This window comes from Flavobacterium sasangense DSM 21067, from assembly GCF_000686885.1.
GTDB lineage: Bacteria > Bacteroidota > Bacteroidia > Flavobacteriales > Flavobacteriaceae > Flavobacterium > Flavobacterium sasangense.
Genome location: NZ_JMLU01000063.1, coordinates 1 through 1,509 on the forward strand (window position 1 = coordinate 1; position 1,509 = coordinate 1,509).

The following is a 1,509-nucleotide window of genomic DNA, read 5'->3' on the forward strand; positions in this document are numbered from 1 at the left end:
CGCAGTTGTTTAATTTAAAGTTTTGGTTATATTTGTGAAGGCTTGGTGTTGCATTTTCGCCACATTTTCAAGCCGCGAAACGTTAGGCACAATTATGAGAAACACATTAATCATATTAATATTTCTACTGACTTTTAGTGTTCAAAGTCAAATTTCAGAATCGTGGAATCTGAATATTGACACTTACACTCATAACTCATCAAATTACTCCCAAAAATTTCCACCAATCGAAATGGCGAAATTTTCTAATGGCGATAACGTAGTTTTATCTCAAAATGGAACTTTAGCTAAAATAAAAACTAACGGAGAAATAGTTTGGCGTAAAGAATTAAAAACTTGCGCTCAACAAAGAATATTAATAGACTCTAACAATAATATTATTTTTAGTTGCGGAAGTGAAATAACTAAATTTAACTCCAACGGAGAAATTATTTGGAATAAAGACTATTCTAATAAATTCAATAAAAAATATCTGACATTTGACGCCATAACTTCTGACAAAGACAACTTATATGTTGTTGGTCATTTTTTTCATTCAAAAAATATTTGTCAACTTTCTATTGATACAAATGGTAAAGTCTTGTGGAAAAAGAAGTTTAAACAAGATGTTGATTATGAATTTTCATTTTTACCACCAAAACAAATAGTTCTTTTTGAAAATAGACTCTATATTTTAGCTTATTACAATTCAAAATCAATTTCTTTTTTATATTCATCAAATTTAAACGGTGGAAAAAGGAAGTACAAAAAATTAGATTTTATAATCAAGAAACTAAAATCAAAAGACAATACTTTATTTGCTTTAGGACATTTTAATAATCTTTCTGATAAATTGATTTTCGGAAAGTTAGACAATAATTTGAACCTAATAGAAAAATCTGAAATAGAACTACCTCGAAATTATGATTACAAAAAAGCAATAAGAAGTTGGGCTACAACACCGCCGACAAAGGAAGAATTTGACAAAAAATATATAACTTCTTATGAAGTTAACGATTTTGAATTTGAAAATGCTCAAAACATTTTAGTAGTCGGAGATTCATATGGTAAACCTTGGATTACAAAAATTAATTTAAGTAAAAAAATGGTTTGGAATTGGGATAATGAGGATTCTCGTTATTATAAATTTAATAAAGAGTATTCTCAACATAATTTGAGTGTTTTTTCGATTGCAAAAGCAGGAAATAATTATTTAATTAGTGGAATCTGTGAAGAAGAAGATTACAAAGAAACTGGATTTACGAAACATATAAATATTTTCATTCGAGAAATTGAAATTGAAAAATAACTGTGCCTAACAGGCGTTTGGCAAGATTGCGAATTTTGTAGTAAATTCACGTTTACATTTTGCAAGAAATTTTATCTTTGATAGAATATAATCGGTTCCGAAGTTCGCAACCTCGCCAAGCGCCGGAACGTTGTGTGCAACATATTTTCCGAACTTACGCCGAAAGCTTCTCTCCTATTTTTTCCGAAAGAAATTTTTTTAAATTGTTATCCAAAAATCTT

Annotated in this window: 1 protein-coding gene; it reads left to right on the plus strand. The window is 28.6% G+C overall.

The annotated features are described in order from the left end of the window. The first annotated feature begins 94 nt into the window (after positions 1–94). Positions 95–1,288, plus strand: coding sequence for a PQQ-binding-like beta-propeller repeat protein (locus tag BP92_RS0113700; protein WP_026726545.1), 1,194 nt, complete (start codon positions 95–97; stop codon positions 1,286–1,288). The last annotated feature ends 221 nt before the right edge of the window (positions 1,289–1,509 follow it).